The 22,333-nt window shown below is 61.9% G+C and carries 25 protein-coding genes and 1 tRNA gene; 15 read left to right on the top strand and 11 right to left on the bottom strand.

Annotated features, from left to right (window positions below; genetic code table 11):
• Positions 1 to 13 precede the first annotated feature (13 nt).
• Both ACZ5U1_RS07045 and ACZ5U1_RS07040 read right to left on the bottom strand, forming a co-directional pair.
• Entirely contained in the window at positions 14 to 358 is a 345-nt protein-coding gene (locus tag ACZ5U1_RS07045; protein WP_464777782.1) for a hypothetical protein, read from the bottom strand.
• A 71-nt stretch (positions 359 to 429) separates the two neighbouring features.
• On the bottom strand, positions 430 to 615 hold the full coding sequence (locus ACZ5U1_RS07040; RefSeq protein WP_464777781.1) for a hypothetical protein: 186 nt from the start codon (positions 613 to 615) through the stop codon (positions 430 to 432).
• Positions 616 to 689: 74 nt separating this feature from the next.
• Between ACZ5U1_RS07040 and ACZ5U1_RS07035 the strand changes: the two genes are divergently transcribed.
• From ACZ5U1_RS07035 to xth, 6 genes are all read left to right on the top strand, one after another.
• A complete protein-coding gene (locus tag ACZ5U1_RS07035; RefSeq protein ID WP_464777780.1) occupies positions 690 to 3,410 on the top strand; it encodes a bifunctional [glutamine synthetase] adenylyltransferase/[glutamine synthetase]-adenylyl-L-tyrosine phosphorylase in 2,721 nt (906 codons plus the stop codon).
• Positions 3,394 to 3,855 (top strand): thioredoxin-dependent thiol peroxidase, encoded by a 462-nt coding sequence (bcp, locus tag ACZ5U1_RS07030; RefSeq protein WP_464777779.1) that lies wholly within the window; start codon positions 3,394 to 3,396, stop codon positions 3,853 to 3,855. The genes ACZ5U1_RS07035 and bcp overlap by 17 nt, the downstream gene beginning before the upstream one ends.
• Positions 3,852 to 4,661: a ferritin-like domain-containing protein gene (locus tag ACZ5U1_RS07025; protein WP_464777778.1), complete on the top strand. Its 810-nt coding sequence runs from the start codon at positions 3,852 to 3,854 to the stop codon at positions 4,659 to 4,661. The genes bcp and ACZ5U1_RS07025 overlap by 4 nt, the downstream gene beginning before the upstream one ends.
• A 109-nt stretch (positions 4,662 to 4,770) precedes the next feature.
• A complete protein-coding gene (locus tag ACZ5U1_RS07020) occupies positions 4,771 to 5,496 on the top strand; it encodes a M23 family metallopeptidase (RefSeq protein ID WP_464777777.1) in 726 nt (241 codons plus the stop codon).
• 81 nt (positions 5,497 to 5,577) lie between these two features.
• On the top strand, positions 5,578 to 5,904 hold the full coding sequence (gene erpA / locus ACZ5U1_RS07015) for an iron-sulfur cluster insertion protein ErpA (RefSeq protein ID WP_464777776.1): 327 nt from the start codon (positions 5,578 to 5,580) through the stop codon (positions 5,902 to 5,904).
• A 214-nt stretch (positions 5,905 to 6,118) separates the two neighbouring features.
• Positions 6,119 to 6,892, top strand: a complete 774-nt coding sequence (gene xth / locus ACZ5U1_RS07010; RefSeq protein ID WP_464777775.1) for an exodeoxyribonuclease III — start codon at positions 6,119 to 6,121, stop codon at positions 6,890 to 6,892.
• On the opposite strand, the gene ACZ5U1_RS07005 is transcribed toward xth, so the two are convergent.
• Positions 6,893 to 7,774: a metallophosphoesterase family protein gene (locus tag ACZ5U1_RS07005; protein ID WP_464777774.1), complete on the bottom strand. Its 882-nt coding sequence runs from the start codon at positions 7,772 to 7,774 to the stop codon at positions 6,893 to 6,895.
• A gap of 72 nt (positions 7,775 to 7,846) precedes the next feature.
• Between ACZ5U1_RS07005 and ACZ5U1_RS07000 the strand changes: the two genes are divergently transcribed.
• Positions 7,847 to 8,737 (top strand): diacylglycerol/lipid kinase family protein, encoded by an 891-nt coding sequence (locus ACZ5U1_RS07000; protein WP_464777773.1) that lies wholly within the window; start codon positions 7,847 to 7,849, stop codon positions 8,735 to 8,737.
• A 4-nt stretch (positions 8,738 to 8,741) separates the two neighbouring features.
• Here the strand turns inward: ACZ5U1_RS07000 and ACZ5U1_RS06995 are convergent, their stop codons facing one another.
• Positions 8,742 to 9,902: a GNAT family N-acetyltransferase gene (locus ACZ5U1_RS06995; protein WP_464777772.1), complete on the bottom strand. Its 1,161-nt coding sequence runs from the start codon at positions 9,900 to 9,902 to the stop codon at positions 8,742 to 8,744.
• Between the two features lie 142 nt (positions 9,903 to 10,044).
• On the opposite strand from ACZ5U1_RS06995, the gene ACZ5U1_RS06990 reads away from it, so the two are divergent.
• Entirely contained in the window at positions 10,045 to 11,112 is a 1,068-nt protein-coding gene (locus tag ACZ5U1_RS06990; RefSeq protein ID WP_464777771.1) for a fatty acid desaturase family protein, read from the top strand.
• A 99-nt stretch (positions 11,113 to 11,211) separates the two neighbouring features.
• On the opposite strand, the gene ACZ5U1_RS06985 is transcribed toward ACZ5U1_RS06990, so the two are convergent.
• The 3 genes from ACZ5U1_RS06985 to lptF form a co-directional block, all read right to left on the bottom strand.
• Positions 11,212 to 11,616, bottom strand: a complete 405-nt coding sequence (locus ACZ5U1_RS06985; protein WP_464777770.1) for a hypothetical protein — start codon at positions 11,614 to 11,616, stop codon at positions 11,212 to 11,214.
• Positions 11,617 to 12,027: 411 nt separating this feature from the next.
• Positions 12,028 to 13,128, bottom strand: coding sequence for an LPS export ABC transporter permease LptG (lptG, locus tag ACZ5U1_RS06980; protein WP_464777769.1), 1,101 nt, complete (start codon positions 13,126 to 13,128; stop codon positions 12,028 to 12,030).
• A gap of 3 nt (positions 13,129 to 13,131) precedes the next feature.
• Positions 13,132 to 14,343, bottom strand: coding sequence for an LPS export ABC transporter permease LptF (gene lptF / locus ACZ5U1_RS06975; RefSeq protein ID WP_464777768.1), 1,212 nt, complete (start codon positions 14,341 to 14,343; stop codon positions 13,132 to 13,134).
• A gap of 136 nt (positions 14,344 to 14,479) precedes the next feature.
• On the opposite strand from lptF, the gene ACZ5U1_RS06970 reads away from it, so the two are divergent.
• Together ACZ5U1_RS06970 and ACZ5U1_RS06965 are read left to right on the top strand one after the other, a co-directional pair.
• The gene (locus tag ACZ5U1_RS06970; protein WP_460986163.1) at positions 14,480 to 14,974 is read left to right on the top strand and encodes a DUF2141 domain-containing protein; all 495 of its coding nucleotides are present in this window, start codon (positions 14,480 to 14,482) and stop codon (positions 14,972 to 14,974) included.
• 6 nt (positions 14,975 to 14,980) lie between these two features.
• A complete protein-coding gene (locus ACZ5U1_RS06965; RefSeq protein ID WP_449473449.1) occupies positions 14,981 to 15,949 on the top strand; it encodes an acylglycerol kinase family protein in 969 nt (322 codons plus the stop codon).
• A gap of 152 nt (positions 15,950 to 16,101) precedes the next feature.
• Here the strand turns inward: ACZ5U1_RS06965 and ACZ5U1_RS06960 are convergent, their stop codons facing one another.
• Complete coding sequence (locus ACZ5U1_RS06960) at positions 16,102 to 16,950, bottom strand: class I SAM-dependent methyltransferase (protein ID WP_464777767.1); 849 nt, start codon at positions 16,948 to 16,950, stop codon at positions 16,102 to 16,104.
• A gap of 44 nt (positions 16,951 to 16,994) precedes the next feature.
• Here ACZ5U1_RS06960 and ACZ5U1_RS06955 point away from each other — a divergent pair, with 44 nt between their 5' ends.
• The 5 genes from ACZ5U1_RS06955 (at position 16,995) to ACZ5U1_RS06935 (ending at position 19,463) form a co-directional block, all read left to right on the top strand.
• Positions 16,995 to 17,744, top strand: coding sequence for a double zinc ribbon domain-containing protein (locus ACZ5U1_RS06955; protein WP_464777766.1), 750 nt, complete (start codon positions 16,995 to 16,997; stop codon positions 17,742 to 17,744).
• 44 nt (positions 17,745 to 17,788) lie between these two features.
• Positions 17,789 to 18,046, top strand: a complete 258-nt coding sequence (gene grxC / locus ACZ5U1_RS06950) for a glutaredoxin 3 (RefSeq protein WP_449473447.1) — start codon at positions 17,789 to 17,791, stop codon at positions 18,044 to 18,046.
• Positions 18,047 to 18,051: 5 nt separating this feature from the next.
• Entirely contained in the window at positions 18,052 to 18,882 is an 831-nt protein-coding gene (locus ACZ5U1_RS06945) for a carbon-nitrogen hydrolase family protein (RefSeq protein ID WP_464777765.1), read from the top strand.
• Positions 18,879 to 19,352 (top strand): DUF1178 family protein, encoded by a 474-nt coding sequence (locus tag ACZ5U1_RS06940; RefSeq protein ID WP_464777764.1) that lies wholly within the window; start codon positions 18,879 to 18,881, stop codon positions 19,350 to 19,352. The genes ACZ5U1_RS06945 and ACZ5U1_RS06940 overlap by 4 nt, the downstream gene beginning before the upstream one ends.
• A 34-nt stretch (positions 19,353 to 19,386) precedes the next feature.
• A tRNA-Arg gene (locus ACZ5U1_RS06935) sits at positions 19,387 to 19,463 on the top strand.
• Between the two features lie 205 nt (positions 19,464 to 19,668).
• Here the strand turns inward: ACZ5U1_RS06935 and ACZ5U1_RS06930 are convergent.
• Genes ACZ5U1_RS06930 through ACZ5U1_RS06920 form a run of 3 tightly spaced genes read right to left on the bottom strand, consistent with a single transcriptional unit; the run spans position 19,669 to position 22,242 of the window.
• The gene (locus ACZ5U1_RS06930) at positions 19,669 to 21,321 is read right to left on the bottom strand and encodes a recombinase family protein (protein WP_464777763.1); all 1,653 of its coding nucleotides are present in this window, start codon (positions 21,319 to 21,321) and stop codon (positions 19,669 to 19,671) included.
• Positions 21,314 to 21,757: a DUF2924 domain-containing protein gene (locus ACZ5U1_RS06925; protein ID WP_464777762.1), complete on the bottom strand. Its 444-nt coding sequence runs from the start codon at positions 21,755 to 21,757 to the stop codon at positions 21,314 to 21,316. Before ACZ5U1_RS06925 ends, ACZ5U1_RS06930 begins: the two co-directional genes overlap by 8 nt.
• Positions 21,758 to 21,759: 2 nt before the next feature.
• Complete coding sequence (locus tag ACZ5U1_RS06920; RefSeq protein ID WP_464777761.1) at positions 21,760 to 22,242, bottom strand: DUF3489 domain-containing protein; 483 nt, start codon at positions 22,240 to 22,242, stop codon at positions 21,760 to 21,762.
• Positions 22,243 to 22,333 lie beyond the last annotated feature (91 nt).

Genomic DNA, 22,333 nt, shown 5'->3' with positions numbered 1-22,333 from the left:
GCGCTTTCAACTGTCAGAGGGGGTGGGCTTCCGAACTTGTTGCGGCATCGCTGTTGCCGGCTTCGCCTGCCCCGCCCGACGGTTCACCGGGGAGGCCGTTGCCTGGCGCGAGGAAGGGCTTGCCCGCTTCCGGCATGGGCTGGCCAAAGGATATGGCAGGAGGTGTCGGCTCCATCGTCATTGGCGCTACGGCGGGTTGCTGCGCGGGCAATGGCGGTTGGAACGCAGGCTGTTGGACCAGGGGCTGAGCCACCGGGGATGAAGGCGTCGCCGACGGGTGGGGCGTGATGCCTTGAACCAACAGAACGATTATTGGGGCGCTGACCAACGTGATGGCGGCGAAAGCCTTGTAGAGCATGCAGGCACATCCTGAACCAAAGACGCGCTGATTCTAGGGGCTTTCGGTAAATAAAATCCTGCGCAGCCGGTTTAATGACGGTCCAGTTTTTTCAGCAGGTCCATCATATCCGATGGCAAGCTATCGCGCTTGGCGCGGAAGGTAGACTGCAACGCATTGCCGATGCCTTCATAGGGCTGAGGCGCGCCAACCGTCAGGAATTTGCGATCAGTGGTCTTCCGCCCGTTGCCAGATCGGCTCACTGATTTACGCTGCATTTCCATGTTTCTACAACGGGCGGCAACGGGAAAAGTTTCTGGCATTCATTTGAGGCTCGGGCGATAGCGGCGGTATGACAGGAGAGATTGCGGTGGTGGACTGGACGGCGGCGTTGGCGCGGATGCGTGGGCATTCGCCTTTCCTCGCCAGACAGATGGACAGGTTTCCGGAAGTGGTCGACCTGTTGACGGCCGGAGATGTTGAGGCTGCGCTCAAGGCCGCACACGACGTGTCCGGAGCGGATGAGGGAATCGCCAGATCGCTGCGGCGGCGGAAGGGCGCATTGTCGCTGGTTACGGCGGCGGCGGATCTGTCGGGCGCCTGGGACCTGGATCGGGTGACGCGTACCTTGTCGGATTTTGCTGACCAGGCTTTGGAAGAAGCACTGCGCGCCACCTTTGCCGAGCGGTATCCGGGCGTGGAGCCGAGGGGATTTGTCGTGCTGGCATTGGGCAAGCATGGCAGCCGCGAGCTGAATTACTCATCCGATATCGACCCCATCCTTCTCTATGACCCGGCGACCCTGCCGCATGGGGAGCGGGAGGACACGGCTGATGCGGCGGTACGGATCGGCAGGCGGGTGAGCGAGCTTTTGAATGCGCGGGACGGCGATGGTTACGTCTTTCGCGTCGATTTACGGCTGCGTCCCTCTCCCGAAGCCACGCCCATTGCGCTGCCTGTCGAGGCGGCGATCGGCTATTATGAATCGACGGCGATGGGGTGGGAGCAGGCCGCTTTTGTCCGCGCACGCCCTGCGGCAGGCGACCTTGGCCTGGGCGATTATTTCATGCAGCAGATTCGTCCGTTCGTCTGGAGGCGCAGCCTGGATTTCGGTGCGATCGACGCGATCACTGACATATCGCGACGAATCCGCGACCATTATGCGCAGGGTCAGGCTTTCGGGCCGGGCTATGACCTGAAACGGGGACGTGGCGGCATTCGGGAAGTCGAATTTTTCGCGCAGACTCACCAATTGATCCATGGTGGGCGGGACCCGGCGCTGCGCTCAGGCAATACGCGGGAGGCGCTGAAAGCCTTGGCGGCGGCAGGGGTTTTCGATCCGGAAGTGTCGCGCAAGCTGGACGAAGCCTATGTGCTGTTCCGCACGATCGAGCATCGATTGCAGATGGTCGAGGATCGGCAAACGCATGAGCTGCCCAAGACCGCCGAAGCGATGGACAATGTCGCGCGGCTTCATGGTTTGGAGAATGGCAGGGACTTGATCGAACTGCTGCGCCCGAAGGTGGAATGGGTGGGGGGCAATTACGATCAGCTGACACCTGCTGAAAAATCAGAGTCGCTATCGCATGACGAAGACCGGCTGGCGGCGCAGCTGGCGGAAATGGGCTTTGTCGATCCGCAGGCTCCGGTTGCACGGATCGCTCGCTGGCGCACGGGCAGCATCAGGGCGTTGCGCAGCACGGCTTCGCGGGAGGCGCTGGAAGATTTGCTGCCGGGATTGATGCGTACGTTAGCGGCGGCGCCCGATCCGGTACGGGCGCTGAACCGCCTTGACGACCTGATCGGCAGGTTGCCGAGCGCTATCAACTTCTTCAAGCTGCTTGCCGCGCGGCCGGGGCTTGCAGAGCTGATGGCGGAGTTGCTCAGTCATGCGCCGACGCTGGCGGATGCATTGGGAAGGCGCGCCGAACTGCTCGACGGGCTTATCGATACGTCCGCTTTTGATCCGCCGCCTGCCGTGGAGCAATTGGCCGCACAGTTCGCGCAGCTGGAAGCGGGTGAGGATTATCAGGCGCTGCTCGACCGGGTGCGGCAGCGCGTCAATGATCGGCGCTTTGCGCTGGGTGCGCAGATCATTCGCGGCGGTGACCCGCTGGAGGCGGGGCGAGGCTATTCGCGGGTAGTGGAGGCGGCGATCGAGGCGTTGGCGAGCGCGACCGTCCGGGAATTTGAGGCGGTGCATGGGCGGGTGCAGGGTGGCGAGATGCTTATCCTTGCGCTTGGCCGACTGGGCGGCGGCGTTTTGACGCATGCTTCGGATCTGGATCTGGTTTTTCTTTTTTCCGGCGATTTCATGAAGGAATCCGATGGAAGAAAGCCGTTGGGGGCTACGCAGTATTTCAACCGGTTGGGGCAACGCATAACCAATGCGTTATCGGTGCAGACAGCGGCGGGGCCGCTGTATGAGGTGGATACGCGGTTGCGGCCTTCGGGCGCGCAGGGGTTGCTGGCGGTCAGTCTGGACAGCTTTGCCAAATATCAGCGCGAGGAAGCGTGGACCTGGGAACATCTGGCGCTGACGCGCGCGCGGCCCATTTTCGGGTCGGACAGCGGCCGGGCGGCGTTGAGCGCGATATTGGCCGAGACTTTGGAACGGCCGCGCGATTTCCCGGAACTGGCGCATCAGGCGGTGAAGATGCGCCGGGATATCGCCGCGCACAAACCGCCCGCCAGCGAGTTGGACGTGAAGCTGGTGCCGGGAGGCTTGGTCGATCTGGAGTTCCTGATCCATGTGTCGCAGTTCAAGCATGAAATGGCGTTCAGTCCTGACTTGCGCGCCGCTTTGGATGAGCTGGTCGAGGCGGGGCATCTTCCAGCCGATCTGATCGATGCGCATGATCTGATCACGCGCTTTCTGATCGTGTCGCGGCTGGTTTCGCCCAAATCGACCGAGCCGCCAGAGGCCACCCGGCCCGTCGTTGCGCGGGCGTGCGGCGTGGAAAGCTGGGACGCGCTGCTTGAAAGCTATGCGCAGGCTCGGCAAAGGGTGAGCGATGCCTGGGCAGCGCTGTCCGCGCCCTATTCGGAGGAAGAAGATGCTGGAAGCCGGTGATGCCCTGCCGAGCGTGACGTTGAAGGATGCCGACGGCGCCGACTTCACATTGGATCGGTTCAAGGGGAAGCCGGTCGTCGTCTATTTCTACCCTAAGGCTGATACGCCCGGCTGCACCAATGAGGCCAAGGACTTCACCGAAATGGCTGGCGAATATGCGGCATTGGGCGTGCCGGTGGTCGGCATTTCCAAGGACAAGCCCGCAAAGCTCAAGAAATTCGCGGACAAATACGGCCTGAACGTGACGCTCGCGTCCGACGAGCCGGGCGAGGCGTGCGAGGCGTTCGGCACTTGGGTCGAAAAGTCGCTCTATGGCCGGAAATATATGGGGATTGAGCGGGCGACCTTCCTTGCCGACGGAACGGGCAAGATTATGCGCGTCTGGCCCAAGGTGAAGGTGAAGGGCCATGCTGCCGAAGTGCTGGAGGCCGTGAAGGCGCTTTGAATTTGCCGGTCGAGATTGAGAGCGTGGGACGGGCCTGCGCTCATGTGCTGATGACGCCGGAGCCACGGGACAAGCTGATGGCGGCGCGCGCGGTGGCCCGCGCCTGGAGGCAGGGCCGATTGGCGCACCAGTTCGACGCCGCGATGCCGGACACGCCTGCTCGGCCCGACGCTCCCGCCCTGCTGCCAGCCAATCAGATGCCCAAACGCGGCAAGATCGGTTCCGACCGGTCGCGGATCGCCATGCTGCATGCCCTGGCGCATATCGAGTTTGTCGCGATCGACCTTGCCTTCGACCTGATTGGCCGGTTCGGGAGGGAGTTTCCGCAAGCCTTCGTCGATGACTGGATGCAGGTGGGCGCGGAAGAGGCGATGCATTTCGCATTGCTGGACCGGCGTCTGCGGCAACTGGGCAGCTTTTACGGCCAATTGCCTGCCCATGACGGGCTGTGGCAGGCCGCTACCGAAACCGCAGGGGATGCCATGGCGCGGCTCGCCATCGTTCCGATGGTGCTGGAAGCCCGCGCGCTGGATATCACGCCCGCCACGATCGCGCGTTTCGAAGGCGTGGGGGACGAGCCATCCGCGCGCATGTTGCGCCGCATTATGACGGATGAGATTAGTCATGTTGCCGCCGGGACAAGATGGTTTGGTCATGCGGCGAACCGAGAGGGGCTGACCCCCGCAAATCATTACCAAATCCTTGTAAAACGCCATTTTCGCGGGTCGTTGAAACCGCCGTTCAACGACTCGGCGCGTCGACAAGCCGGTTTAACGCTGGATTTTTACGGCGCGCTTGCACAATGAAGCGGGAAATGTCCTTTTGATGACGCGGGTGGCGATTTAGGTCGCATTTGGTCAACACGGGGAGCGCCGAGAGGCTCAAAAAGCCTCCGGAGGATAAGTCGGGGTCGGCATGTTGTTTCTTCGTTCGAATAATGCGCGTAGCGCGCGATGGTTCCTGTCTGCGCGTAAATCCATTGGGGCTATGGGCGTGGTGAGCGCATTGTGCGCCGCAATGCCTGCACAGGCCAAGTCTATTGCCGACGATCCTTATGGCGATGCTTCGGAAATCAACACCAGCGCGCTCGGCCCGGCAGATATTGGCTTTTCCAATATTTTCTCCAGCCTTCAGCGGCTGGACGGCGGCGTAAAGGCAGCCAGCAACAATATCCCCACCGGACGGCCTGTCGAAAGGCTGTCGCTTACATCCAACTTTGGCGTTCGTTCCGACCCGTTCAACGGCGGCGCCCGGATGCACAAGGGCATTGATATTCCCGGACCCGTCGGCACGCCGATCTACGCGACCGCAGACGGCATTGTGAACCGCGCCGGATGGGCGAGCGGCTATGGCAATCTCGTCCAGATTTCCCATGGCGGCGGTCTTGAGACCCGTTATGGCCATATGTCGAAGCTGATCGCGGCCCCCAACAGCTTTGTGCGTCGTGGCCAGTTGATCGGCCTTATGGGTTCTACCGGCCGCTCCACGGGCAGCCACCTTCATTATGAAGTTCGCGTTGAAGGCCGGGCGATCAACCCGATGCCGTTCGTTGTTGGTCCCGATGTTCTCGTAGCGATGAACACGAAACCGCCTATCGCCATGGGTGGCCCCACGAAAGCGCAGGAGCATGACGCGGAATAATCCGCGCTACGCCGCTTATCCTTTGCAAAGGCTCGGCACCGATGGGTTGCCGGGCCTTTTGCTTGATCTTATCTAGGCGCCATGACTGATATCGACCTGACCCCTTCCGCCGCTGCCCGCGTGGCTGCGATTGCCGCCAAGCAGGGCAAGCCCGCTATCCTGCGGCTGGCGGTCGAGGGTGGCGGATGTTCGGGCTTTCAATATCGTTTTGGGCTTGCCGATGGGGTGGAAGCGGACGATGTGGCGGTCGAACGGGATGGCGTGACGCTGGTCGTCGATGATGTCAGCCTGGATCTGGTGCGGGGCGCCGCCGTCGATTTTGTGTCCGACCTCGGCGGATCGGCGTTCAAGGTGACGAATCCCAATGCCACCGCTGGTTGCGGCTGCGGGTCGAGCTTTTCGATTTAATCACGGGCTGTGCTTTTGTTCGCCTTTGACGCTTTCACCCGTTCGGGCTGAGCTTGTCGAAGCCCGCTTCTTCTTGAAGAGAAGTAGAGTCCTTCGACAGGCTCAGGGCGAACGGTGCTGAAGAATTGCACCACCAAGCGCTAATCACCGGCTGTCTGTCCCTTGTCTAAGGGGGGCTATTCTCTTTAGGGATGCGCGGGAGGAGAATAGCCCCATGCGCATCGCGACCTTCAACATCAACGGCATCAAGGCGCGATTGCCGCGCCTGCTGGAATGGCTGAGCGAGACGCAGCCCGATGTCGCCTGCCTTCAGGAAATCAAGACCTCGGACGAGACATTCCCGCTGAAGGACATTGAAGATGTCGGCTATGGGGCGATTTGGCACGGGCAGAAGGGCTTTAACGGCGTTGCCATCCTGGCGCGGGGGGAGACGCCGGTCGAGATACGCCGGGGGCTAGAAGGCGAGCCGGAGGACGAACATAGCCGCTATATCGAAGCCGATGTGAAGGGCGTGCGGGTGGCCAGCATCTACCTGCCCAATGGCAATCCGCAGCCGGGGCCGAAATTCGATTACAAGCTGCGCTGGATGAAGCGTCTGCGCGACCGGGCGGCGGAGATCTGGGCGGAGGAAGTGCCTGCTATTCTTGCTGGCGACTATAATGTCATCCCGTGCGACCGGGACGTTTATTCAGTCAAGGCCATGGCCGACGACGCGTTGATGCAGCCGGAAAGCCGGGCCGCTTACCGCCGTTTGCTGGGCGACGGGTGGACAGACGCGCTTGCGAGCCGACACCCGGCTGGTGGGGTGTGGACCTATTGGGATTATCAGATGAACGCCTGGCCGCGCGATGCCGGTTTCCGGATCGACCATCTGCTGCTGAGCCCGGCGGCGGCCGATCGCCTGATCGATGCGCAAGTGGACAAGGATTTTCGCGGGCGCGAAAAGGCGAGCGACCATGCGCCGACCTGGGTTGAACTGAGCGAGTAATCAGGCGCGGGCGGCTTGCGCCACGCGGATGCCGGGGCGGGCGGACGGATCGGCCAGTTCATGCGCCTGCCATCCGGCCGCGTCCCGGCTATATTCGACATGATTGCCGCGCTGGAAGCTCGCGCCGTCCCAGACGATGACTTGCAACTCGATCCGGTCGTTGCGGTGGACGTGTAGCCAGTTGAAGCTTTGCGGTTCGGCGTTGCGCAGGCGGGTCGATGTCGCGGTGCCAGCCTGGATCACCAGCGCGCCGCCTGCGTCTGCGACCATCTTCTGCGCCGCTTCGGCATAGGTGCGGTGGAAATGGCCTGCGAGGGCGATGTGGATACCCGCTTCTGTCACCGCCTCGACGGCGTCCTCATGGCGGCCGACGGCTTCGCTGAGTTCGCCTCCTTTGCCGATGGGCATGGCAAAGAGGGGGTGGTGGGTGACGAGGATGCGCGTCTTTTCCGGCGCGACCGGGGCGAAGCGCTCTTCGATCATCTTCATCTGCTCATGGTTGATGCGTCCGTCTTTGATCGTCAGCGAACGGGCCGTGTTGATACCCAGGATCGCGACCTTCTCATCCTCATACCAGGGGCAAAGTTCATTGCTGATATAGCGTTTGTAGCGATCCAGGGGGGCGGCGAAACGGCGGATCACGTCATAAAGCGGCACGTCATGGTTGCCCGGAATGACGAGCAGGCGCATGCCCGCCCCGCGTAGCCGATTGAGCCAGGCGGAGGCGGCGCGAAATTGATCGACGCGGGCGCGCTGCGTGAAATCGCCGCTGATGATGACGAGGTCGGGCTGGCTGCGTTCCAGCCAGGCTTCGGTGGCGGATACTATTTTGGGATCGTTGGCGCCGAAATGGATGTCGGACAGGTGAGCGATGCGAGCCATGGCTTTCCAACGACTGTTCACGCGGATTTGTTGCGGTGAGGAGCCGATAGGGCTCTGGCGAGTTGTTGGGGCATGGAAACGAACTCCCTGCCGCGCGAGGCGGCGCTGATCGTCAATGTTCACAGCCGGAAGGGGGAGGCGCTTTTCGAACAGGCGCGGGAGAAGCTGGAGGCGGCAGGGGTGCGCCTGATTGCCGCGCATGCCGTGCGCGATCCGGCGCGGTTGCAGGAGACGGTGCGCGAGGCGGTGAACAGCGGGGCGCCGATGGTCATCGTTGGTGGCGGCGATGGCTCTTTGTCCGGGACGGTGGATGAGCTGGTGGGGAAGGATTGCGTCTTTGGCGTGTTGCCACTTGGCACGGCCAACAGCTTTGCGCGGACGCTTGGCATTCCGCTGGATTTGGACGGTGCCGTGCAGGTCATCGCGCAGGGCAGGCGGCGACGTATCGACCTGGGGATGATCGACCACGATTATTTCGTCAACGCGGCCTCGCTCGGGCTGTCGCCGATGATCGGGAGGACGGTGCCGCACAAGTTGAAGCGCTATCTGGGGCGGATCGGTTATCTGATCTGGGCGGTGAAATGTTCGGTCGGGTTCCGCGCGTTCCGGTTGACGATCGATGACGGCCAGGCCGAGCGGCGGATGTGGTCGACGGAAGTGCGGATATTGAATGGCTCCTATCATGGCGGGGTCGAACTGTCCGATCGCGCCGACGTGGATAGCGGCGAGATCGTGGTTCAGGCGGTTGTGGGTCGCAGCCATGCAAGGCTGGCGTGGGACTGGTACGCCAAATTCTTCAAGCTGCGTGACAGGGATGCGCAGACGGAAGAATTTCGGGGCCAGTCTTTTAGGATCGAGACGCAGCCTAGGCAGCGCATTTCGGTCGATGGTGAGGTGGTCGCGAAGACGCCCGCGACGGTGAAGGTGGCCGCGGGCGCGATCGATGTGGCGGTGCCGGGTTAGGCCTTCAGGCGAGGTTCTTTTCGTAGATCTGGTAGATCTTGTTCACCTTGCCATCGATGGCATCTGCGATGGCGTTCATCCCCTGATTGTCGTCGAGCACCCAGCCGAGCTCACCCCGCGTTGCGCCATAGCGGCTGACGGCGTTGCGGCGGATATATTCGATCATCATGAAGGCAAGCTGGCTGGCGAGGCGGGATGATTGGAGCCGCTGGACCACGCCCATCAGCGGTACGCGCATGGTGCGGACTTGCGGCTTGCGCAGCCACCAGAGCAGCTTTGCCCAGCCGAAGGGGAAGAGGGAGCCGTTCAATGGCGCGGTGGCTTCGTTGAGGTCGGGCAGGGTCATCATGAAGGCGACCGGTTCGCCGTCGAGTTCGGCGATCATGATCAGGTCTTCGAACACGATGGGCTTCAGTTTCTTGCCGGTGTGGGCGACTTCGGCGTCGGTGATGGGCACGAAACCCCAATTCTTGCCCCAGGCGTCGTTGAGGATGCCGAGCAGGATGGCCGCTTCGGCATCGAATTTTGACTTGTCGACCTGGCGGATGCGGATGCGGTCGCTCTTTTCGCCGGAGGAGACGATCCGCTGGATGAGGGGCGGGAAGGGGTTGGTGATGTCGAGTTCGTACGTCTTGAGCTGCTTGACGGGCTGATAGCCCGCGCCCTCGATCATCGCCTGATAAGCGGGGCTGTTGTGGCCCATCATCACCGTGGGCGGATGGTCATGGCCTTCAATCAAAAGGCCGGGTTCTTCCCAGATGGAGAGGGAAATGGGGCCTAGTACGCGGGTCATGCCCTTGGCGCGGAGCCAGCTTTCCGCCGCTTCGATCAGCGCCTTGCCTGTTTCGGCGTCCGCCGCTTCGAAAAAGCCGAAATTGCCGGTGCCCGGACCCATGCCCTGTTCAACCGGCTGGGCGAGCGCCAGATGATCGATATGGGCGGAGATGCGGCCGACGACCTGACCATCGCGGCGGGCCAGGAAATATTGCGCCTCGGCATGGCCGAAATAGGGGTTCTTGCTGGGCTCTATCACCCCGTAAACTTCGCTCTTGAGCGGCGGGACCCAGTTGGGGTCATTGGCGTACAAGCGCCATGGCAAGTCCACGAACGCCTTGCGATCGGCCTTGGAAGTGACGGGGGTTATTAGCAGATTCGAGTGAGCCACGGCAGAGCTTTCGCTAAAGGACCGGAGCAGTTCGGCGCTTGTTACGGGATTGTCAATCCGGAGCACGCCTGATGACATAGCAAGGCGATACTGTCATGCCGCTGCCACGATTTCAGCGCATTTACCATTTAGGAGCGCCTGCATGACTGTGCATGATCCCATCATAGCGGGCGCGGCCGTCAAGCGCGCCTCGATTCCGGATGACGCCGCGATGCTGCGCGCCGCAGCGGAACTGTCGCGCGAATTTGCGGTGGCGAACCCGAGGATTTACTGGCCGGACCTGCTGGCGTCGGCGCTGATCGGCTATGCGGCGCTTGCCGGGGCGATTCTCGCCGACAATGTGGCGTTGGCCCTGTTGTGCGGACTGGTGGCGATGCTGGCGCTTTATCGCGCGGCGAGCTTCATCCATGAACTGACGCATATCCGCAAGGACGCGCTTCCCGGTTTCCGGCTGGGGTGGAACCTGCTGGTCGGCATTCCGCTGATGATCCCGTCCTTCATGTATGAGGAAGTGCATACGCAGCATCATGCGCGCACCCGCTATGGCACGGCGAACGATCCGGAATATCTGCCGCTGGCGCTGATGAAGCCGTGGTCGCTGCCTTTGTTCATCCTGATCGCGACGCTGGCGCCGCTGGGTCTGATCCTGCGCTATGGCGTGTTGGCGCCGCTCAGCATCTTCATTCCCGCGCTGCGGCGTAAGGTCGTCGCGGAGTTTTCGGCGCTTTCCATCAACCCGGCCTATCGCCGTCGCGCGCCGGAAGGGGAGTTCCGCCGCCGCTGGCTGTGGCAGGAGGCGGGCGCTTCGCTGTTCGCACTCGCCCTCATCGGCAGCGTGTTTGCCTTTGGGTGGAAGCCTTTGCTCGTCTATATGGCCGTGCATTCGGGCATGACGGTCATCAACCAGCTGCGCACGCTGGTCGCGCACCTTTGGGAGAATGAGGGGGATGCGATGACGGTGACGGCGCAATATCTGGATTCGGTGAATGTGCCGCCGCCTTCGCCGCTGGCCGCGATTTGGGCTCCGGTGGGGCTGCGCTATCACGCGCTGCACCACCTATTGCCGAGCGTGCCTTATCATGCGCTGGGCAAGGCGCATGCGCGGTTGATTGCGGCCTTGGGCGAGGATTCGCCTTATCATCGCGGCAATTATGCGGGCATGTGGCCGCTGGTGGGGAAGATTGCGCGGAGTACTATGGTTCGGCGCTGAGGTTGGCGGATGTGTCACCCGTATCCCGCTTTAAGGTCTGTGAGATGGGCTGGAGCGCGCCGCTAATATCCCTATTTCTTCATCGGATTAGCTTTTGCTTCATGCAACGCCGTCATAAGCTAGTTTAACCGGCGTCCGAGGACGTTCCCTAATGGTTGCAACCATCGATTTATGAGTTTTTGACCTTTGATACCACAATAGGCCCGACACTATTGAGACGGCTAATGTAGCCACGCCAATCATCAAGGTTATCAGACCCCAACCATCTACCTTTGTGGCATCGGCTTTAAATTGTGACAGCACTTGAAGAGCCGGCACTAAAGCGCCAAGGAAGGCACCTACTGTGCACAGGAAAATCTCCATCACAGGTTCTTTACGCATCTCACCCAGTTTCTCTAATTCGTCATCCGTAATGTAATGGCAGAGGGCCTGTGGTGAAAGTGTGACCTCAGTCAATTGAGCGCCAAATGGCATCTGCATAGCGCCATTTTGTTCAATTGCCATTGACCCCTCCGACCGTTGGAGCGGGATTTGATGTCTCTTCCTGTTTGATAAGATGATTGACAATCAATTCGCTGAAAAGCCTAACAAAGCCACAGTCGAAGCAAACAGTCGCGAATAGCGGCATTTGCACACCGGAAAAAGGCACGCCTTCTGCGGGTTGGGCTTCAATTTTATAAGCTGTGTGGGCTACGGTGTTTTGGGACTGCCGCATACGGGGCATGCATCATTAGGCGATACAGCTTTGCGATTTATGAAATCGACAACTTTGTTGCTGTGTTCCTGGCCTAAATCCTTAGGCTCGTAAGATTTATTTTCTGTTTGTTGCTCGTCACTCATAGAATCCCCCGCGAAGCGGATAGCGGACAACGAGAATCAGGGTCAACACCTATGCGCACAATGACCTACAAGCGCCTATTCTTCCGTTCTGAAGAGCACTGTTTCGCCCACGAGCAGGAACAGGAAGAAGGGTGCCCATGCTGCAAGGATGGGCGGGTAGGCGCCGAGATTGCCCATGGCGAGCGAGAAATTGTCCGCGACGAAATAGGCAAAGCCAAGGGCCATCCCCATCACTGCGCGCACGAACAACTGGCCTGAGCGCGCCAGGCCGAAGGCGGCGACGGACCCCAGGATCGGCATCAGCAGGGCCGAAAGCGGGCCGGACAGCTTGTGCCACAGGCTGCCTTCCAGTTCGGCGGTCGGGCGCCCGGCGTCGCGCAGATCAGCGATCGCGGCGCGCAGTTCGGAAAAGGTCATGGCGTCAGGATCGACCCTGGCCAGCGTGAACTGGTCGGGCCGGATCGCATTGCCGAAACGGACGGTGCCAACCTGGCGCTCCGTGCCGCGCGCAACGTCGAACTGGCGTGCATCCTCCAGCACCCAGCTCTTGCTGGCGGCGTCATAATGGCCGCGAGGCGCCTGGACGATGGTCGTCAGGCTGTTGTTCACGCGGTTGAAAATCTCGACCTTGCGCAACTGCACGGCATTGCCCCGGCCAGCGACGATCGCCGCGGTGACGAGGTTGTTGCCGTCGCGGACCCAGGGATTGGATTTGACGCCGCTATCGGTGGGCACAGGACCGTAATCCACCGCTTGCCACGCGCTGAGCGCTGCGGTTGCGCGGGCTACCACGCGTTCGTTGAAAGCATAGCTTATGATGGCGACGCCGAGTGCGGAGGCGATTAGCGGCGCCAATATCTGATGTGCGGACAGGCCCGCTGCCTTCATCGATACGATCTCGCTATTCTGGTTCATGCTCGCGAGCATGATGAGCGTGCCCAGAAGCACCGAGAAGGGCAGGAAACGTGCGACGATCTGCGGTATGCGAAGGCCGACATAATGCCATAATTGGGCGTCGCCATTGCCCGCATAAGCCAGGATGTCGCCGGATTCGCCGAGCAGGTCGAGCGTTTGCAGCACGACCACCAGCAAGGTCAGCACCGCGAAGGTCCGCGTCAGGAACAGCCGCGCCATGTACCAGCTGAGTTGGCTGGACGGAAAGAAATCGAACTGCATGGGTCAGGCTGCTCCCTGCGCGGTGGCCACCCGCTTTCGCCCGAAACGAAGCAGTTTCGCGATCTGCTTGCCGAGCTTTGCAAAGGCATATTCGAGGGCGCCGATCGGCTGGCCGCCGGGGCGGTGCGCCACGACATGATACATCCACATGATCAGTCCGGCCGTCAGCAGGAATGGCGTCCAGAGTGCTATGATCGGATCAACTTTGCCCAATGCGCCGACGCCTTGGCCATATTCGTTGATCTTGTGATAGGTCACGATGAAGATGATCGAGAGGAAGACGCCGAGTGCGGATGTCGATCGCTTGGGCGGGATGGCGAAGGCGAGGGCCGCGAGCGGCAGAAGCATCATCATCGCCACCTCCACCAGGCGGAAGTGGAAGTTGGCGCGAATTTCATAGCGCAGCTTTTCGGGTGTCGTGGGGTCATGACCCATCACCGCAAGTTCAGGGATGGTCTTTTCCCGGTCCACGCTGCGGCCACGGAAACGCTCTATCTGCGGCAGGTCGATCGGCAGATCGTGGCTGGAGAAGGAAAGGATGCGCGGGGACTTATATTTGGGCGCGTCGTTGACCAGCACCCCATCGCGCAAGCGGAAGATGATGGTATCGGGATCGTCCGTCGCCAGGAAGCTGCCTTGCGCGGCGGTCACCGCGACGGTCTGGCCATCCTTGCCAGCGGCGCGCACGAAGATGCCCTGAAGATTGCGGCCTTCATCCAGGCTGCGTTCGATGCGCAGGGTCATGCGCTTGCCCAGGCTGGTGAACTCGCCGACCTTGATCGATGCGCCTAGAGCGCCCGAGCGCAGTTCGAAACGCAGCGCCTCATAGGCGTGCCGGGAGAGCGGCTGAACGAAGCCGACGATGCCGAAATTGAGGAGGGCGAGCGCGATCGCGTACATATAGGGGACACGCAGCAGGCGGCCGTAGGACAGGCCGACGCCGCGCATGACGTCCAGTTCCGATGACAGGGCAAGTTTGCGGAACGCCAGCAATATGCCCAGCATCAGGCCGATCGGAATGCCGAGTGACAGATATTCCGGCATCATGTTGGCGAGCATGCGCCATACGACGCTGACGGGGCCGCCCTCCGCCGCCACGAAGTCGAACAGGCTGAGCATCTTGTCGAGCACTAGCAGCATCGCGGAAATGACCAGCGTGCCGAGCATCGGCAGCGCAATCAGACGGGCGAGATATCGGTCGGTGGCGGTCAGCATTCTCTATGTGGTCGTCCCATCACCATGATTTGGCCGCAAACCCCGCCCATAGCAGAGTCAAGGAAATGAAGTTCGCGGGGGCGAACAGGGGCTCGCCGTCCGGTTTCATCGGGCGGCTATAGCTTCACGGAGTTGGATGGTCATGTTCAAAGTTGCGATGGGCCTTTTGTCGGCTGGGGCAGTGTTTGCCTCTATCCCGGCCTTGGCTCACGGGCAGGAAATCGGAAACGAGCTGGATCGTTGTGGTCCGTCCGCGAAGGGTCCGGCGCTGCTGATCGACGTTCGGGGTTTTGCCGCCGCGACGGGCAAGGTCCGCGTGCAATCCTATCCCGCGACCAAAAGTGCCTGGCTGGCGAAGGGTGCGTGGTTGAACCGGATCGACACGGCGGTTCGCTCCGGCAGCGACGGGATGCGATTCTGCATGCCGGTGCCCGAACCGGGTAGATACGCGATTGCGGTCCGGCACGACCGGGACGGCAATGGCAAGACGAGCATTTCGCGCGACGGCGGTGGTTTTTCCAACAATCCGTCGATCAGCATCTTCAACCTGGGCAAGCCGTCGGTCGAAAAGGCTGCGGTGAAGGTTGGTCCGGGTGTGACGCGGATCACCATTAAACTTCAATATATGTGAGTTCTGATGGTCCGGGTCGCGCTTCTGTCCAATCCCAAGTCGACGGGCAACCGGCAGACGCTGCCGCGCGTGCGCAGTTACTGCGCGAGCAATCCCGACATCTTCCATTATGAGGTGGAGCATGTCGATCAGATCGGCCGCGCGTTGCAAACCATCGCGCGCGTCGATCCGGTGGTCATCGTCATCAATGGTGGCGACGGGACGGTGCAGGCGGCGCTGACGGAACTGTATCAGGGTGAGCATTTCAAGGGCCGCGTGCCGCCGATCGCGGTGCTGCCCAACGGCAAGACCAATCTGATCGCGCTCGACCTTGGCATCCATGGCGATCCGATCAAGGCGCTGGAACGGATCGTTCAGATCGCCAAGGCGGGCGTGGACGATCATGTCGTGGCGCGTGAGCTGATCGCGCTGTCCGACGGAGGTGCAGAATCGAGGCCGGTGCTGGGCATGTTCCTGGGCGGCGCGGGGCTTGCCGATTACATGCTTTACTGCCGCAACCAGATTTATCCGCTTGGCCTGTCCAATGGGCTTAGCCATTTCCTGACGGTGATAGCGGTGCTGGTGTCGTTGGTTTTCGGCATTCGAGCGCGGTTCCTGCCGCAATCCAGCCACCCGGTGCGCATCTCGCTGATCCGGGAAGGGCAGTTGGCGGGGCGCTTTGCCGTGCTTATCGTGACGACGCTCGACCGGCTGCTGCTGGGCGTGCAGGCAGGGGACAGCCGTCGCGGGAACATGAAGCTGATGGCGGTGGACCAGAGTCTGGCCGCGCTTTTGCGGCTGGCCTGGGCGAGCATCACCCGGCGGGTCGGCAAGTCGCAGGTGCAGGGCGTGCATCTGGAGCAGGGCGATATCATCCGGATCGAGGGCGACCGAAGCAGCGTCATTCTTGACGGTGAGCTGTTTGAGGCTTCGGAAGGCAAGCCAATCGTGCTGCGATCAACGGAGCCGGTGCCTTTCCTGCGGTTGGCGGCTTGAGGGGCGAGATCCTGGGTTGGCTGGGTGTTAGATCCTTGTCCCCCGTTCGCCCTGAGCTTGTCGAAGGGCTTCACTTCTCTTCAAGGAAGTAGAGGGCTTCGACAGGCTCAGCCCGAACGGAATTGAGGGGCCTAAAAGAGGTTGGCGAGAGGTTATCCCTTCCGCTTGAGCGCCTCCGCGAGCGAAACGGTTGCGCTGCCTCGCCGGGCTGGCTTGGCGTGGCTGGGGTCTGGTTTCCAGCCGCTGAGATACAGGATCGCCATTTCTTCGGCAGTGCGGCCGTCGGGATCGGCGGCGGCGGCGAAGTGCTGGCTTGCTTCCATCAGGGCGTCGCGGCGCAGGGCTGGGGGATGGGACGCAAGCACATTGCCCGCGCCCATGCCGCGCAGGTCATGCATCAGGCGCAATATGTCGCCATAGCGCACGGTCAGCGTCTCGCTGTCCGCCACTGGCATGGCGAAACCGGCTCGGCTCAGCAGGTCGCCTGCCGCGCGCACGTCGACTTGCGGATGGATGTGCTGGGCGGGGCGGTCGCCTTCTCCGGCCATCAGCGCTGCACGCAGGCGGGGCAGGGCGCCCGCGCCAGTAAAGGCCGCGAGTAGCAGGCCGTCGGGCCGCAGGATGCGCCGCATGAGGATGAGCGCGCCGGGGAGGTCGTTCACGCTGTCCAGTGTGCCGCAAGCGATGATCAGGTCGAAACTGTCATCGGCGAAGGGGAGTGCATCCTCTTCCGCCTGCACGCCGCCTTGCGCGCTCGCGGCTGCGAAGCCGGGGTCGGTGCATATTACAGTCTTCCCCATCGCCTCGAGCGCGGCGCGGGCGCTGCCGTCGGGGCAGCCGATGACGAGAACTTCGGGCAAGTCACGCTGAACATCCGCCAGCCGGTCGAGCAATTCGTCCAGCATCGCGCGATACAGAAAGTCATGCTCAGCAAAGCGCGGCATCATCCGGTCCCGCCGCCTGGCGCGCAATGTGCGGTCGAAGATGTCGGGCTGGGTCATGGCGGGCCTTGTGCATCGGTGCCGGAGCGGGAACAAGGGCGATCATGCATCTTGCCTCTCTTCTCAAGGGCGCCGTTCGCCCGGCGCTCGACTATGCGCTGCCGCCGCGTTGCCCCGGATGCGGCGTCATCGTTGATGCCGACGATGCCTTTTGCCTGACATGCTGGAGCGGGATGCGCTTTCTGGGCGAACCATGCTGTGCGCGGTGCGGCGTGCCGTTCGAACATGACAGAGGCGGGGACGCGGCGTGCGGTGCCTGCCTTGCCGATCCGCCGCCGTTCGACAGCGCGCGGGCGGTTCTGGCCTATGGCGATGTCGCGCGGACGGTGGCGTTACGGCTGAAATATGGACGGCGCATTGGTCTGGCGCGGCTGATCGCGCGGCATATGGCGCGGCGGTTGCCTGCGTTTGATGCGCCGCCGTTGATCGTGCCGGTGCCGCTGCATCGCTGGCGGCTGTGGTGGCGTGGGTTTAATCAGGCGGCGCTGATCGCGGATCATCTTGGCAGGGCTTCGGGGCTGGCGGTGGACAAGCATGCGCTGCTTCGCGTCCGTGCGACGCAGCCGCTACGGGGCATGCATGCGCGGCAGCGGACCAAGGCTGTCTCGGGCGCCTTCGCGTTGGCGAAAGATCATGACGTCAAGGGCAGGGCGGTGCTGCTGATCGACGACGTTCATACCAGCGGTGCGACCGCGGCGGCCTGCGCGCGGGTGCTGAAACGGGGCGGGGCGTCCAGCGTTCATCTGATGTGCTGGGCGCGGGCTTTGCCGGAAGGCGCGGAAGGCACTGATTGACAAAGCCCCGTTCAGCCACAATTTCAGCGCGCAAGGAGTATCGAATGGCGAAGGTCGAAATCTACACGAAGGCATGGTGCGGATATTGCGCGCGGGCAAAGGCGCTGCTGGAAGGCAAGGGCGTGGCCTTTGATGAATATGACATCACGATGGGCGGCCCGAAGCGCGGCGAAATGTTGGATCGCGCCAATGGCGGGACCACGGTGCCGCAGATATTCATCGACGGCAGGCATATCGGCGGCAGCGACGACATGGCGGCGCTGGATCGTCAGGGCAAGCTGAACCCGCTGCTAGGGCTGTAAGCGCCATGAAGGCCGCGATCTTCCAGATGACGAGCGGGATTGATCCCGCCGCTAACGCAGCCGCCATCGTCGAGATGGTGGGGCGCGCGGCCGAACAGGGCGCGGACATGCTGTTTACGCCGGAAATGGCGGGCTATCTGGATCGCAGCCGCACGCGCGCTGCGGATACCTTGCGCAGTGAGGCCGACGATCCGGTGCTGGACGCGGTTCGCGAGGCGGCTGCTCGGCATGGCCTGTGGGTGCATCTTGGTTCCTTGCCACTCAAGGAAGAAGGTGGCGATGGCCGTTGGGTCAACCGCAGCTTCATGATCGATGACAAGGGCGGCGTTCGGGCGCGCTACGACAAAATCCATCTGTTCGATGTCGATCTCGCGACCGGGGAAAGCTGGCGGGAATCGTCGGTCTATCGGCCGGGGGAAAAGGTGGTGGCGGTCGATACGCCTTGGGCAAGGATCGGATTGTCGGTGTGTTACGACATGCGCTTTCCCGACCTTTATCGCGCCCTTACCAATGCGGGCGCCACGATGTTGCTGATACCTGCCGCCTTTACTGTGCCTACCGGGCAGGCGCACTGGCATGTCCTGCTGCGCGCCCGTGCGATCGAAGCTGGGTGCTTCGTGGTAGCGGCTGCGCAGACCGGCCGCCATGAGGACGGGCGGGAAACCTATGGTCATAGTCTGGCCATCGATCCTTGGGGCGAGGTCTTGCTCGACATGGGAGAAGAGGCGGGACTAGCCCTTGCCGAGATCGACCTGTCGCGCGTAGAGGAGGTGCGCGGGCGGGTGCCTGCCATTGCCAACCGGCGCAACCTTCCAGCGGACGTGACCATTTCGTGATTGTTTTCGACCTCAAATGCGGCGCCCATGGCCATGTGTTCGAAGCCTGGTTCGGATCGAGCGCGGACTATGAGGATCAATTGGCTCGCGGCCTGCTGGCCTGCCCCATGTGCGGCGATGCGGAGGTATCCAAGGCATTGATGGCGCCCGCCGTCGCCGCCAAAGGGAACAGCCGCAGGGCGGAAGCGCCGGTTGCCACCTCGACCGCGCCAGTGGCCATGGCAGGCGACGAAGTTCGAATGCGTGAGATGATGCAGGCGCTGGCGCAGGCCCAGTCAAAGGTTCTGGAAGATTCGACCTGGGTCGGCAGGGGCTTTGCCGAACATGCCCGCGCCATGCATTATGGTGAGAAGGACCGGGCCAGCATCCACGGCGAAGTGGCGCCCGACGAAGCACGCGCCCTGATATCGGAAGGTGTGGAGGTGGCTCCGTTGCTGTTTCCGGTCGTGCCGCCCGAAGCGAAGAATTGACCGCGCCTGCGACGCAGCATAGAGCCGTCACCGGGCACCCGTAGCTCAGCAGGATAGAGCATCAGATTCCTAATCTGAGGGCCATGGGTTCGAATCCCGTCGGGTGCACCACTCCTTTCCAAGTATCCCCAGTGTCCGGGAGACCGGTCGGCGGTCCGAATTACTCGCGCGTTTTCCGTGGGTTGTGAGGGTGTGTTTGGCTCTCACGCAATTGGAGACCAAATTGCCCTGATGACGCCGGCCGCCAATGCCCGATATCTCCAGGCGCCGATGTTGGTGCCCCAAGAATTTTGGACGTTTGAGGGAAGGGTTGTTGTCAGGCGAACCCGAACAACCGCTCTTGGGCTGCCCAGCTCAGTGGGATGCGATCGGTGCGCACCAGTTGCCTGCGAGTGAGGCTGTCCGGTTGCGTGCCATGGATGATGGCGCTGATGATCGCTGGAGAGAGATAGCTGGTGCGGATCAGGTCCGCCACATATTCCCGACCATAGCCAAGGCGAGCTGCTACCTGTTCGATGCTGCCACCACATTCCAACTCGCGACGGGCAGCAAATGCCTGCGCGACAAGCTTGAGGAGGGAGGGGCTCCGGTTGGCGGCGGGAGAGGTGCCGGTCGGAGGAATGATCAGCTTCACTTGCCTGCCGGATCGCACGAAACCGATAGGATGCTCGTGAACAAGTCGGCCGCCAAGGCTGACGTCGATAGGATGCAAATCCGCTTCGATCCGCAGCCTCTCTCCGAGAACATCGATTCGTTGAATAAGCTGTAGAAGGGGGGCGCGCTGTCCAACCAAGCTCCCAAGCCGGGTCAACATGCCTGCAACCCTCTCATTTAACTGGCCAATGGCGTCACCATCTAACGATCCGGACGCGATGGTCTGTTCCTGAGCATTGACGAGCATGGCGCGAAGCCGATCAATCACCAGCCCTTCGATATCGGGTGCGCTCACTCGCCATGCGGCATCCGTCACGGACACGTCATCCGTCTGGGATGTATAATAGCGGTATCGCCGATTCCGCCGGCTGCAATGTGTCGGTGTCAGGCGACGACCATGGCCATCCCAGATGAGACCAGCAAGAAGGCTTGGTTCCTTGGCGTTGGTTCCGAGCCGCCGGTCGACCCGTGCTTGTGCGAGCATCTGCTGGGCCGCATCGAATGTAGCGCGATCGATAATGGCACCGTGCTGACCGGGATAGATCTGTCCCTTATATGCGACCTCTCCAACATAGAGGCAGTTCTGGAGCAGCCGGTAAAGCGCTCCTCGGCTGATCTTGGCGTTGCCATAATCACGACCGAACCGATTGACGCGCGGTTTGCTTCTGATCCCCGCCCGATCCAGTTCCTCGACCAGCTGTGTCGCTGATTGAAGTTCCAGGTAGCGACGGAATATATGCTGCACGGTCTCGGCCTCCTGCTCATCGATCAGAAGCTTACGTTCGCCGAGTCGGTAACCGAGAGGAATTGGCCCGCCCATCCACATGCCTTTGGCTTTGGAAGCGGCCACTTTGTCGCGAATACGTTCGCTTGTCACTTCGCGTTCGAACTGGGCAAAAGAGAGGAGAACGTTGAGTGTCAATCGCCCCATGCTGCTCGTCGTGTTGAACGATTGGGTCACTGACACGAAGCTGGCACTGGACCTGTCCAGGATTTCCACGATCTTGGCGAAGTCGGCAAGATTGCGGGTGAGGCGATCGACCTTATAGACGACGATGATATCCACCCGGCCTGCGGCAAGCTCGGCCATCAGCAGCTTGAGCGCTGGCCGATCCATGTTGCCACCGGAATATCCACCATCGTCATAATGATCGGGCACCAGGGTCCAGCCTTCATGCCGCTGGCTCAATATGTAGGCGGCGCAGGCTTCGCGTTGGGCATCCAGGCTGTTGAAATCCTGCTCCAGCCCTTCCTCGGTCGATTTGCGGGTGTAGATGGCACAGCGCAGTGCCCGGCGCGGTCCTCCATCAGGCATCGGGCTTCTTCTTTCGATCCACCAGTCCGAAGAAGCGCGGCCCCGACCATTTGGTGCCGGTGATATCGAACGCGATTTGGGTCAGCGAGCCGTAGCGGCGATCCTGATAGAGAAAGCCGTCTTCCAGCACGACGACATGATGGCTGTTGCCGCCCCAGTCGCGCACCAGGCGGGTGCCGGGTTTGATCCGCACAGCGGGCAATAGCATTGCTTCCCCGGTGCGCTCATATTGCTTGCATAGCTGCTCAATGTCGCGGAGCAGTCCGCCGGACATTGCGCCGCGGGCGCGCTCCTGCAGACGATAGGCGATGCCGCGGCGAAGCAGGTCGGCGGTCATGGCGGGTGGCGCGACCTTATATAGCCGCAGCCACTCGGCCCGTAACCGGGTTGGCGTCATGCTCGCCAACCCGGCAATCCGTTCATCGAGGCTGCTCATGCTCAGGCGGCCTTGCTGTGGTAGCAGGTGATATCACCACGCTTGGACCGGTCGATGGCATGACCTTTTTTGCGGAGGCCCGTCAGTGCCGCGCGCGTTGTATGCGGGAGCCAGTTGGTGGCGGCAATCAGTTCGTCCAGAGTCGCGCCTTCTTCTCGTTCCAGCAGGGCGAGCACGACCGCAGCCTTTGTCTGGCGGGGTGGTTTTGCGTTTGAAGGGGAGGAGGTTTCGATATCATTGATCTGGGCGTAATCGCCAGTCGGCTCGCCCGCGTCGATGCCGATGGCAGCCCGACCCGCTGCGGTCAGAACGGCGCCTGTCGCCTCGGTTTCTTCGGCGAAGCCGCGCTTGATCAATGTCGCAATGGACTTGGTGACGGCTCCTGGTTTTCCACCAAGGCTTTCCGGTGCGGGAAGTAGGCCGCCGTCATTACGCTGGGCGGCGTGGCTGAGCAGGATGAGCTGCATATCGGTGAGCTTGGGCATGGGTCTGTTCCTTGAGATCAGGGCAGCATGATTGCTGTTCCCACCACCCAAGGCCCCACCGATCGGGCCGGTCGGGGCGATCGCCGCGTCT

The sequence above is a fragment of the Sphingobium sp. TomTYG72 genome (assembly GCF_055394715.1).
Note: the sequence above shows the minus strand (reverse complement) of the source record. Positions and strands in the feature narration are given on the sequence as shown.